The sequence below is a fragment of the Streptomyces sp. NPDC051286 genome (assembly GCF_044455345.1).
In the GTDB taxonomy this organism is placed as follows: domain Bacteria; phylum Actinomycetota; class Actinomycetes; order Streptomycetales; family Streptomycetaceae; genus Streptomyces.
On record NZ_JBITER010000030.1, the window covers coordinates 19,320 to 30,799 of the forward strand.

Sequence of the window (11,480 nt, forward strand, 5' to 3'; positions counted from 1 at the left end):
CGGCCCCAGCCGTGTGCGGGGGCGGGCTGGGGCGCCGGGGTCGCCCGGCGGCCGTTCTGCCCTCATGGGCGGGACGGGCCGGAAGGGCCCGCTGGTGCAAGCCCCTCCGCGGGGGCCGGGGCCTGTCCTGGGGCGTGAAGCGCCGGACGGGCTCGGGGACCGCAGTGGGGGTCGCGCTGTGCCGCGAGTGGCGGGTGCCGAGGTCTCCCCTCAGCTGCCGGACTTGGTGCCGCCCAGCTCTACCGCGGCGCAGCGCCAGCGCAGGTCCGGGCCCTGTTCCAGCCGGAAGGCCATGGCGCGTACCTCTTCGCCCGCCGCGATGCTCGCGCACGCTTCCACCACTCCCGGTGCGGGCTGGGCGCCGTGGCAGCGGCGTACCACCGGGCGGGCCCCGCGGGCCCTGAGCGGGGTTGCCGGGGCGAGTTCGGCCAGTTGGTCGTAGGCCTCGCCGATCGTGTGGCCGAGCATCCAGTGGACCGGTCGCTGGCCGCTGAGAACCGCAAGGAGGCGTTCCGCGAACCAGTGGTGCGGGCGCATTCGCTGCGCTGTCCGGCGACGCTGCGCCGGTACGGCTTCGGGCCTGCGCTGGTCGTGACGTCCGGCGGGCCGTGTCCTGTTCACGCTCATCGTTCATTGCCCCCGTTGATCCGAGGCCCGGTTGTCTACCGGGCAGTAACTTCTGCTGGGGATCTTCTACGGCGGTGGCGTACGCGGCCGCAAGCACCGTCGGGGCGCCGGGTGCGGCCCCAGAGGTTCACCTATCCGGGTGACGGGCGCGGTGTCGCAAGGTGCGTGGGGGCGGTGTGAGGGGTGAATTGTGCGCGCGGGGTGGACGGGCCGGCGGTCGTACCCGTAACCCCGATGGGGGACGTCGCACGTATCCTGAGAGCGTCTTCCGACTACGAAAGCGGCCAGCCATGCGCGTGTACGTCCCCCTGACCCTCTCCGGTCTCGCAGCGGCGCACCGGGCGGGCGAGGTCGGCCCCGGTCCGCTGACCGCGTACGCAGTCACTCCCGCGCTCCGCGAGTGGTACGTCTCCGACGACATCGAGGAGCTGGAGTACGCGGCGCTCAACCGGGCCGCGTCCGCCTCCTTGCGGATGATCGCCGGGGACCCGGGTGCCGTGCGCAGGCGCGTGGTCGTCGCCGTCGACGTACCGGACGGGGAAGCCGTCGCCGACCCCGACCACAGCCTCGATCCGTCGTCGCTCGGTGAGGTGCGGATCGCGTCTGCGGTGGCGCTGAAGAAGGCGGCCGCTGTGCATGTCGACGCTGACGACGCGGAGAAGGACGTGGCGGCGGCCGCCGCGGTGCTCGGCGCGGCGGACCTCGGGGACGACGACGCGCAGTTCACCGTGGACGGCGCCGAGGACCACGAACTGCTCTGGTTCGGGGTGCAGGAGATTCCCAACCTGATCGGCTGACCCGTTGTCGTACCCGGCAGGTACTTTCTCTTCATGGGGACACACGGGAAGCACCGCACGCATCTGGTCTGGGACTGGAACGGCACGCTGCTCGACGACAACGAGGCAGTCGTCGGCGCGACGAATGCCGCGTTCGCCGAGGTCGGCCTGGAACCGCTCACGCTGGAGCAGTACCGGGAGATGTACTGCATCCCGATCCCCCGCTTCTACGAGCGGCTGATGGGCCGGCTGCCCACCGAGGCCGAGTGGGAGCGGATGGACGGGATCTTCCACCGGTACTACACCGAGCAGCGGGTCGCCTGCGGGCTGACCGCGGGGGCCGCGGAGCTGCTGGCGCAGTGGCAGCTCGCCGGGCGCAGCCAGTCGCTCCTGAGCATGTATGTCCACGAGCAGCTGGTGCCGGTGGTCCGGGGGTACGGGATCGAGCGGCACTTCACGCGGGTCGACGGCCGCACCGGGCCGTCCGGCGGCAGCAAGGCGCAGCACATGGAGCGGCACCTTGCCGCTCTGGACGGGATATCGCCCGAGCGCACGGTGGTCATCGGCGACGCGGTGGACGACGCGCTGGCCGCGGCGCATATCGGTGCGGGGGCGGTGCTCTATACCGGGGGGTCGCACAGCCGGGCCAGCCTGGAGGCGGCCGGCGTGCCGGTGGTGGACAGTCTGGCCGAGGCTGTGGAGATTGCCGAGCAGATGACCGGCTGAGGGGCGCCCGGAGGGGTCCGGCGGGAGGCTGAGTGGGGTTCTTCGGCGACGTTCCGGCTCGGCGAGGCCTCAGCCCGCCGGGGCTTCAGTTCGCCGGGGCCTTCGTGCGCAGGACCTTCAGGAACTCGCGCATCCACGCCGAGTGGTCCGGCCAGGCGCGGGACGAGATCAGGGTGCCGTCCACCACCGCTTCGTGGTCCTCGAAGGTGGCACCCGCCGCCTGCATGTCGAGTTCCAGTGCGGGGTAGGCCGTGACGCGGCGGCCGCCCAGTTCGCCGATCGCCGCCGTCAGCAGAGGGCCGTGACAGATCTGGGCGACCGGCCTGTCCGAGTCGAAGAAGGCCTTGAGGATCTTGCGGAGCTCGGCGTCGTTGCGCAGGTACTCGGGGGCGCGTCCGCCCGGGATGACCAGGGCGGCGTAGTCTCCGGCGTCGACCTCGGAGAACGCCAGGTCGGCCGGCCAGGTGTAGCCGGGCTTCTCGGTGTACGTGTCGAAGCCGGGCTCGAAGTCGTGGACGACGAAGCGGAGCGTCTTGCGGGCGGGGGCCGCGATATGGACGTCGTACCCCTCCTCGCGCAGCCGCTGGTACGGGTACAGGACTTCCAGGGACTCGGCGGCGTCGCCGGTGACGATCAGGACCTTCGGTGCCATGGTGCGGGCTCCCCTCGCGCGGACGTCTGCGTCAAGCGTGCATCTGCCCGTTGCGCGCTGTCCAGAGTGTCAAAGTTCGGGACCTTCTTTTGTACACATACGGCTCATGACGGTTCCGGGTACGGGCGAGATAGCCTGGACCCGTGATCAGCGCGATACGCCTCGGGGGCAGCGAAGCCCCCGGCCTGCGCCCGGAGTGCCACCGTGCCCGGGCGATCACTGATCCCCTCGTCCCGGACCCGCTGCCGAAAATGGCCGCTATGGTCCCGGGTATCTCTCGTAGCGGCATAGCGTCGTCTCAGGCCGGAAACCCCGTGTCGTGGCGGTACGTCGCTTTTTTCACCTACGTCACGCAACGGCGCGCGACAGGAGCCAGAGGACATGCAGACCAAGCTGGACGAAGCCAAGGCCGAGCTGCTCGCACGGGCGGCACGGGTAGCTGACAACAGTCCGGGCGGTGGTGTCGGCGGCCCGGGCGGTACCCCCCGGGTGCACGTTGAGGGCACCGGGGCCGGGCAGGGCAAGCGTCCGGGCCCGGACGTGCTGCTCTCGTACCTCCAGCGCTACTACCTGCACACCGCTCCGGAGGACCTCGTCGGCCGCGACCCGGTCGATGTCTTCGGTGCTGCCTCCTCTCACTACCGGCTCGCGGAGAACCGCCCGCAGGGCACCGCGAACGTCCGGGTGCACACCCCGACCGTCGAGGAGAACGGCTGGACGTGCAGCCACTCCGTCGTCGAGGTCGTCACCGACGACATGCCGTTCCTGGTCGACTCCGTCACCAATGAGCTGTCCCGGCAGGGGCGCGGCATCCATGTCGTGATCCACCCGCAGGTCGTCGTCCGTCGCGATGTCACCGGCAAGCTCATCGAGGTCCTCGCCGAGGGCAACGGCCTCACTGCCGGTCAGCAGGGCCGCAAGGGCGCCAACGGCGCGAAGGGGACCACGCACGCGCTGCCGCACGACGCGCTCGTCGAGTCCTGGATCCACGTCGAGATCGACCGCGAGACCGACCGCTCCGACCTGAAGCAGATCTCCCTGGACCTGCTCCGCGTGCTGTCCGACGTACGGGAGACCGTCGAGGACTGGGACAAGATGCGCGACGCCGCGCTGCGCATCGCCGACGACCTGCCCGGCGAGCCGCTCGACGAGCTCGCCGACGAAGAGGTGAACGAGGCCCGGGAGCTGCTGCGCTGGCTCTCCGCCGACCACTTCACCTTCCTCGGCTACCGCGAGTACGAGCTGAAGGACAGCGACGCACTGGCCGCCGTCCCGGGCACCGGCCTCGGCATCCTGCGCTCCGACCCGCACCACAGCGAGGACGAGGCGCACCCGGTCAGCCCGTCCTTCGAGCGGCTGCCCGCCGACGCCCGCGCCAAGGCCCGCGAGCACAAGCTGCTGATCCTCACCAAGGCGAACAGCCGGTCGACCGTGCACCGCCCCAGCTACCTCGACTACGTCGGCGTGAAGAAGTTCGACACCGACGGCAATGTCATCGGTGAGCGCCGCTTCCTCGGACTGTTCTCGTCCGCCGCCTACACCGAGTCCGTGCGCCGGGTGCCCGTCATCCGCCGCAAGGTCGCCGAGGTGCTGGAGGGTGCGGGCTTCTCGCCCAACAGCCACGACGGACGCGATCTGCTGCAGATCCTGGAGACGTACCCGCGCGACGAGCTCTTCCAGACCTCCGTCGACCAGCTGCGCTCCATCGTGACGTCCGTGCTGTACCTCCAGGAGCGGCGCCGGCTGCGCCTCTACCTCCGCCAGGACGAGTACGGGCGCTACTACTCCGCGATCGTCTACCTGCCGCGCGACCGCTACACCACCGGTGTGCGGCTGCGGCTGATCGACATCCTGAAGGAGGAACTCGCCGGCACCAGCGTCGACTTCACCGCCTGGAACACCGAGTCGATCCTTTCCCGGCTGCACTTCGTCGTGCGTGTCGCGCCCGGCACCGAGCTGCCCGACCTGACCGGCGCCGAGGTCGACCGCATCGAGGCGCGTCTCGTCGAGGCCGCCCGTTCCTGGGCCGACGGCTTCCAGGAGGCGCTGACCGCCGAGTGCGGTGAGGAGCGCGCCGCCGAGCTGCTGCGCCACTACGGTCACTCGTTCCCCGAGGGCTACAAGGCCGACCACACGCCGCGTGCCGCCGTCGCCGACCTGGTCCACCTCGAAGCGCTGAAGAAGGACGAGAAGGACTTCGCGCTCAGCCTGTACGAGCCGGTCGGCGCCGGCCCCGGTGAGCGCCGCTTCAAGATCTACCGGACGGGTGAGCAGGTTTCCCTCTCCGCCGTTCTCCCCGCGCTCCAGCGGCTCGGGGTCGAGGTCGTCGACGAGCGTCCGTACGAGCTGCGCTGCGCAGACCGTACGCACGCCTGGATCTACGACTTCGGGCTGCGGATGCCGCAGGTCAACGGCAGCGGCACCTACCTCGCCGACGACGCCCGCGACCGATTCCAGGACGCGTTCGCCGCGGTGTGGACCGGGCAGGCCGAGAACGACGGCTTCAACTCCCTGGTGCTCGGCGCTGGCCTGAACTGGCGGCAGGCGATGGTGCTGCGCGCCTACGCGAAGTACCTGCGGCAGGCCGGTTCGACCTTCAGCCAGGACTACATGGAGGACACCCTCCGTAACAACGTCCACACCACCCGGCTGCTGATCTCCCTCTTCGAGGCCCGGATGTCGCCCGGCCGGCAGAGCGCCGGCACGGAGCTGACCGACGGTCTCCTCGAAGAGCTCGACGGGGCGCTCGACCAGGTTGCCTCGCTCGACGAGGACCGGATCCTGCGGTCCTTCCTCACCGTCATCAAGGCGACCCTGCGCACGAACTTCTTCCAGACGGCGGACGGCGGCAAGCCGCACGCGTACGTCTCGATGAAGTTCGACCCACAGGCCATCCCGGACCTTCCGGCGCCCCGCCCGGCGTTCGAGATCTGGGTGTACTCGCCGCGCGTCGAGGGTGTCCACCTGCGCTTCGGCAAGGTCGCCCGCGGTGGTCTGCGCTGGTCGGACCGGCGGGAGGACTTCCGTACGGAGATCCTCGGCCTGGTCAAGGCGCAGATGGTGAAGAACACCGTCATCGTGCCGGTCGGCGCCAAGGGCGGCTTCGTCGCCAAGCAGTTGCCGGACCCGGCCGTCGACCGTGACGCCTGGATGGCCGAGGGCATCGCCTCGTACCGGACATTCATCTCGGCGCTGCTCGACATCACCGACAACCTGGTGGCCGGCGAGGTCGTCCCGCCCGTCGACGTCGTGCGCCACGACGAGGACGACACGTACCTCGTCGTCGCCGCCGACAAGGGCACGGCGAGCTTCTCCGACATCGCCAACGAGGTCGCCGTCGGGTACGGCTTCTGGCTCGGCGACGCGTTCGCCTCCGGTGGTTCCGCCGGTTACGACCACAAGGGCATGGGCATCACCGCCCGCGGCGCCTGGGAGTCCGTGAAGCGGCACTTCCGCGAGCTCGGCCACGACACCCAGACCGAGGACTTCACGGTCGTCGGCGTCGGTGACATGTCCGGTGACGTGTTCGGCAACGGCATGCTGCTCTCCGAGCACATCCGGCTCGTCGCCGCGTTCGACCACCGGCACATCTTCCTCGACCCGACCCCGGACGCCGCCACCTCGTACGCCGAGCGGCGCCGCCTCTTCGAGCTGCCGCGCAGCTCCTGGGCCGACTACAGCAAGGACCTGCTCTCCGCGGGCGGTGGCATCCACCCCCGTACCGCGAAGTCGATCCCGGTCAACGCGCACGTCCGCGAGGCGCTCGGCATCGAGTCGGGGGTCACCAAGATGACGCCCGCCGACCTGATGCAGACCATCCTCAAGGCGCCCGTCGACCTGGTGTGGAACGGCGGCATCGGTACGTACATCAAGTCGTCGGCCGAGTCGAACGCGGACGTCGGCGACAAGGCCAACGACGCGATTCGCGTCAACGGTGAGGACCTGCGGGCCAAGGTCGTCGGCGAGGGCGGCAACCTCGGCGCGACGCAGCTCGGCCGGATCGAGTTCGCCCGGGGCGGCGGCCGGATCAACACCGACGCGATCGACAACAGCGCCGGTGTGGACACCTCCGACCACGAGGTGAACATCAAGATCCTGCTCAACGGGCTGGTCCGGGACGGCGACATGACCGTCAAGCAGCGCAACAAGCTGCTTGCGGACATGACCGACGAGATCGGCCGTCTGGTGCTGCGCAACAACTACGCGCAGAACACCGCGCTCGCCAACTCCGTCACCCAGTCCGCCTCCCTGCTCCACGCCCAGCAGCGCTTCATGCGCCGCCTGGGCCGCGACGGGCACCTGGACCGTGCGCTGGAGTTCCTGCCCACCGACCGGCAGATCCGGGAGCTGCTGAACAGCGGCAAGGGGCTCACCCAGCCCGAGCTCGCCGTACTGCTGGCCTACACGAAGATCACCGCATCCGACGAGCTGATCCGGACCAGCCTGCCGGACGACCCGTACCTGCAGAAGCTGCTGTACGCCTACTTCCCGGATCAGCTGCGCGCGCAGTTCCCCGAGGCGGTCGACGGACACGCGCTGCGTCGCGAGATCATCACCACGGTTCTGGTCAACGACACGGTGAACACCGGTGGTTCGACCTTCCTGCATCGGCTGCGGGAAGAGACCGGCGCATCTATCGAGGAGATCGTGCGGGCGCAGGCCGCAGCACGCGAGATCTTCGGGCTGGGCCAGGTGTGGGACGCCGTCGAGGCGCTCGACAACAAGGTCGCCGCCGATGTGCAGACCCGGATCAGGCTGCACTCGCGCCGGCTCGTCGAGCGCGGCTCGCGCTGGCTGCTCGGCAACCGGCCGCAGCCGCTGGAGATCGCCGGGACGATCGGCTTCTTCAAGGACGGCGTCGACCAGGTCTGGGCCGAGCTGCCCAAGATGCTGAAGGGCGCCGACGAGGAGTGGTACCAGTCGATCCTGGACGAGCTCACCGAGGCGGGCGTCCCGGACGAGCTGGCGCAGCGCGTCGCCGGGTTCTCCTCCGCCTTCCCGGCGCTCGACATCGTGGCGATCGCGGAGCGCGTCGGCAAGGACCCGCTCGCCGTCGCCGAGGTCTACTACGACCTCGCGGACCGGCTGGGCATCACCCAGCTGATGGACCGGATCATCGAGCTGCCGCGGAGCGACCGCTGGCAGTCCATGGCCCGTGCCTCCATCCGTGAGGACCTGTACGCCGCGCATGCCGCGCTCACCGCGGACGTGCTGAGCGTGGTCAACGGGACGTCGACGCCGCCGGAGCGGTTCGAGGCGTGGGAGGAGAAGAACGCAGCGATCCTGACGCGTTCGCGCTCCACACTGGATGAGATCCAGGGGTCGGACGCGTTCGACCTGGCGAACCTGTCGGTGGCCATGCGGACGATGCGGACGCTGCTGCGTACGCACGGCTGATCGGGCGGCGCTTGTACGGAAGGGGGGCGCCCCGGGCTTTCGGCCCGGGGCGCCCCCCTTCGGTTCGGGTCCGCCTACGGCCTCCCCCGCGACAGGGAGTGGATCAGTGAGCGGCGTCAAGTGGCTTCGGTGGCAAGACGGAGGACGGAGTCGACGCGGAGCGTCGGTGACCGACGACAATGCCGCCGGCGCAGTCGCCGGGCGCCGGGAGCCCACTCCCTGTCGCGGGGGAGGCCGTTACTTCTTGGCGGTGGTGAACTTCTCGTACGCGGCGACGACGTCCTTCGCCGGACCGTCCATCCGCAGCATCCCCGCCTCCAGCCAGATCGCACGGTCGCAGGTCTCGGTGATCGACTTGTTGCTGTGGCTGACCAGGAAGACCGTCCCCGCCTCCTTGCGCAGCTCGATGATGCGCTCCTTGCTGCGCCGCTGGAACTTGGCGTCGCCCGTGGACAGCGCCTCGTCGATCAGCAGGACGTCATGGCTCTTGGCGGCGGCGATGGAGAAGCGCAGCCGGGCACCCATGCCCGAGGAATACGTCCGCATCGGGAGGGTGATGAAATCGCCCTTCTCGTTGATGCCGGAGAAGTTGACGATCTGCTCGTAGCGCTCGCGGATCTCCTCGCGGGTCATGCCCATCGCGAGTCCGCCGAGGATGACGTTCCGTTCGCCGGTCAGATCGCTCATCAGGGCCGCGTTGACCCCGAGCAGCGACGGCTGGCCCTGGGTGTGAACCCGGCCCTTCGACGGCGGCAGCAGTCCCGCGATCGCCTTCAGCAGCGTCGACTTCCCGGAGCCGTTGGAGCCGATCAGGCCGATCGCCTCGCCCTTGTACGCGGCGAAGCTGACGCCCTTCACGGCGTGCACCTCACGCACTCCGGGGACCTGTCGCCGCGAGGCGATCCGGCTGAGGGCGGAGGTGGCGCTGCCCCTTCCGGTACGGGCGCCATTGACCTTGTACGTGATGTGGACGTCGTCGACGACGACGGTCGGGACCCGCTCGGCGGTGCCAGTCATGTTCTCAGCCACGTCCGTACAGCTCCTCGGCCTTCCAGAAGTACACGAAGCCGCCGACCCCGCACACGAGCGCCCAGCCCGCGGCGACGGCCCATGCATGCGGGGGCAGCTGGGACCCGCTGAAACTGTCGATCAGGGCGAACCGCATCAGGTCGATGAAGACGGCGGCCGGATTGCACTCCAGCGCGAGCTTCACGAAGTGCGGGACCCGGTCTCCCTTGAGCAGCGCGTCCATGCTCCACATGACGCCGGAGGCGTACATCCAGGTGCGCAGGATGAACGGCATCAACTGGGCGATGTCCGGGGTCCGGGCGGCCAGCCGCGCCACCACCATCGAGACGCCGGTGTTGAACACGGCCTGCAGGAAGAGTGCCGGAATGGCCAGCAGCCAGGACGGCCGCGGGAACTGCCCGACCCCGATGAGGATCAGCACCAGCGCGCCCAGCGAGAACAGCAGCTGCTGGAGCTGCTGCAGGGCCAGGGCGATCGGCAGCGAGGCGCGCGGGAAGTGCAGGGCCCGTACGAGGCCGAGGTTGCCGCTGATCGCGCGGGTGCCCGCAGTGATCGAGTTGCTGGTGAAGGTCCAGATGAAGACGCCCGTGACGAGGAACGGCACGAAGTCCTCGACGTTGCTCTTCGTGTTCATCAGGACGCCGAAGATGAAGTAGTAGACCGTCGCGTTGAGCAGCGGGGTCATGATCTGCCAGATCTGGCCGAGCTTCGCCTGGCTGTACTGGGCGGTGAGCTTGGCGGTGGCGAATGCCGTGATGAAGTGCCTGCGCCCCCACAGCTGCCGGATGTAGGCGCCCAGGGTCGGCCGGGCGCCGCTCACGGTCAGCCCGTGCCGGGCCGCGAGCGCCGCGAGCTCGCCCGGGTCGTACACCGGGTGGAGCGCGTGGGCGGGGACCGCATCGGTCACCGCCTGGGCAAATGCGGCCGGCGGGGCCGCTGAGGCTGTTGTCTGGCTCACCACGGTCGCTTTCGACGGGAGGGCAGGAACAAGCGCGATCGCCGGAACGGAACCGTATCGTCGCTACGTCGAGAGTAGGGTGCGTGAACGTCGCAACGCAACCGTTTCGTCGTTACGGACTATCATTCTGGCCATGACCACCGACCCGGGAACCCGCCGTCGCGTCCCCGCCGGAGCCGCTGTGCTGCGCGAGGACGTCACCGATGCCATTCGCAGCGCCGTCTTCGAGGAACTGGCGGCGGTCGGCTTCGCCCGGATGTCGATCGAGGGCATCGCCCGGCGCGCGGGCGTCGGCAAGACCGCCGTCTACCGCCGCTGGAAGTCCAAGCTGGCGCTGGTTCTCGACCTGGTCTCCGCCGTCGCGGTCCAGGGCATGCCGGCTCCGGCCACCGGTTCGCTGTACGGGGACGTCCGCGCCGTCCTGCAACTGGCCTCCTACGCCCTGCGTCACCCCGTCGCCTCGCAGGTCATCCCGGATCTGCTGGTCGAGGCGGCACGCAACCCGGAGATCTCGGACACGATCAAAGCGGCCCTGCTGGACCCGCAGCAGGGCATCGCCGCCGTGGTCGTCCGGGACGCCGTCGCCCGCGGCGAGCTGCCCGAGGGAAGCGACCCGGACCGCGCGCTGGACCTGATCGTCGGACCGCTCTACTGGCGGCTCGCGGTCGTCCGCGGCGAGCTGCCCAAGGGGTACCTGGACGATCTCGCCGCCTCGGCGGTCGCCGCCCTCAAGAAGAACTGACCGCCCCCTCCGCCGCCAGCAGCCGGTCCACGACCCTGGCCGCCGCCCCGCCGTCGTCCAGGTCGCAGAAGTCCCTGCGGAAGATCTCGCAGGGGCGAGACGTTCCAGGTCGAGGCGGGGGGCGAAGCCCTTGCGGTAGTCGCGGTGGGTCGATGGGTACAACAGTGCGGTAGGCGGTGCGAACTCGGTCCGGATCAAGTGGTGCTGGTGTGCGCCCACTACTTCTACGGCCGCTCCGCGCAGCTGCACGGCGCCCGTGTGATCGATGTGAGCGGGCACCCGTCCGTCGAGGAACTCTGCCTCGCCTCGGACGTGTTGATCACCGATTACTCGTCCCTGATGTTCAACTTCACCTGCCTGAACTGCCCGATCGTCAGCTACGCCCACACCCCGGGCGCCGTCGTCACCGCCGAGGACGAGCTGCGCGAGGTGTTCAGGTCGGGGAGTGGCGGTCGGCAGAGACCACCGCGCTCCGGGCCGCGTTCCGGGAGCGGTTCTGTCCGTGCGACCACGGGCGCGCCGCCGAACGCGTGGTGCGACGACTGTTCCTGGACGGCGCCTAATGTCACACGT

Annotated in this window: 8 protein-coding genes and 1 pseudogene; 5 read left to right on the plus strand and 4 right to left on the minus strand. The window is 69.7% G+C overall.

The window, feature by feature from the left end; translation table 11 throughout:
• Positions 1–210 precede the first annotated feature (210 nt).
• Entirely contained in the window at positions 211–627 is a 417-nt protein-coding gene (locus ACIBB8_RS26220) for an Rv3235 family protein (RefSeq protein ID WP_266985013.1), read from the minus strand.
• Between the two features lie 290 nt (positions 628–917).
• Between ACIBB8_RS26220 and ACIBB8_RS26225 the strand changes: the two genes are divergently transcribed.
• A complete protein-coding gene (locus ACIBB8_RS26225; protein ID WP_358859343.1) occupies positions 918–1,424 on the plus strand; it encodes a DUF6912 family protein in 507 nt (168 codons plus the stop codon).
• 33 nt (positions 1,425–1,457) lie between these two features.
• Positions 1,458–2,129 (plus strand): HAD family hydrolase, encoded by a 672-nt coding sequence (locus ACIBB8_RS26230; protein WP_398956079.1) that lies wholly within the window; start codon positions 1,458–1,460, stop codon positions 2,127–2,129.
• An 85-nt stretch (positions 2,130–2,214) separates the two neighbouring features.
• Here the strand turns inward: ACIBB8_RS26230 and ACIBB8_RS26235 are convergent, their stop codons facing one another.
• On the minus strand, positions 2,215–2,781 hold the full coding sequence (locus tag ACIBB8_RS26235; RefSeq protein WP_366138180.1) for a DJ-1/PfpI family protein: 567 nt from the start codon (positions 2,779–2,781) through the stop codon (positions 2,215–2,217).
• Positions 2,782–3,162: 381 nt separating this feature from the next.
• Here ACIBB8_RS26235 and ACIBB8_RS26240 point away from each other — a divergent pair, with 381 nt between their 5' ends.
• Positions 3,163–8,178, plus strand: a complete 5,016-nt coding sequence (locus tag ACIBB8_RS26240) for an NAD-glutamate dehydrogenase (protein ID WP_398956081.1) — start codon at positions 3,163–3,165, stop codon at positions 8,176–8,178.
• Positions 8,179–8,415: 237 nt separating this feature from the next.
• Here ACIBB8_RS26240 and ACIBB8_RS26245 read toward each other — a convergent pair whose 3' ends face one another.
• Complete coding sequence (locus tag ACIBB8_RS26245; RefSeq protein WP_398956149.1) at positions 8,416–9,195, minus strand: ABC transporter ATP-binding protein; 780 nt, start codon at positions 9,193–9,195, stop codon at positions 8,416–8,418.
• A 4-nt stretch (positions 9,196–9,199) separates the two neighbouring features.
• Positions 9,200–10,114, minus strand: coding sequence for an ABC transporter permease (locus ACIBB8_RS26250; protein ID WP_398956083.1), 915 nt, complete (start codon positions 10,112–10,114; stop codon positions 9,200–9,202).
• A 184-nt stretch (positions 10,115–10,298) separates the two neighbouring features.
• Between ACIBB8_RS26250 and ACIBB8_RS26255 the strand changes: the two genes are divergently transcribed.
• Complete coding sequence (locus ACIBB8_RS26255) at positions 10,299–10,907, plus strand: TetR/AcrR family transcriptional regulator (RefSeq protein WP_398956084.1); 609 nt, start codon at positions 10,299–10,301, stop codon at positions 10,905–10,907.
• Positions 10,908–11,087: 180 nt separating this feature from the next.
• Positions 11,088–11,470: pseudogene (locus ACIBB8_RS26260) on the plus strand (CDP-glycerol glycerophosphotransferase family protein); the annotation flags it as partial.
• Between the last annotated feature and the right edge of the window lie 10 nt (positions 11,471–11,480).